The sequence below is a fragment of the Bacillus sp. RHFS10 genome (assembly GCF_016757475.1).
Classification (GTDB): Bacteria; Bacillota; Bacilli; order Bacillales; family Bacillaceae; genus Bacillus; species Bacillus subtilis_G.
On the sequence record NZ_JAESPO010000040.1, the window covers coordinates 1 to 255 of the forward strand.

The following is a 255-nucleotide window of genomic DNA, read 5'->3' on the forward strand; positions in this document are numbered from 1 at the left end:
GGAACGTATTCACCGCGGCATGCTGATCCGCGATTACTAGCGATTCCAGCTTCACGCAGTCGAGTTGCAGACTGCGATCCGAACTGAGAACAGATTTGTGGGATTGGCTTAACCTCGCGGTTTCGCTGCCCTTTGTTCTGTCCATTGTAGCACGTGTGTAGCCCAGGTCATAAGGGGCATGATGATTTGACGTCATCCCCACCTTCCTCCGGTTTGTCACCGGCAGTCACCTTAGAGTGCCCAACTGAATGCTGG

General features: G+C 53.7%; 1 rRNA gene. It reads right to left on the bottom strand.

Annotated elements, in window-relative coordinates:
* Window positions 1–255 (bottom strand): 16S ribosomal RNA (locus tag JMN17_RS21570); the annotation flags it as partial.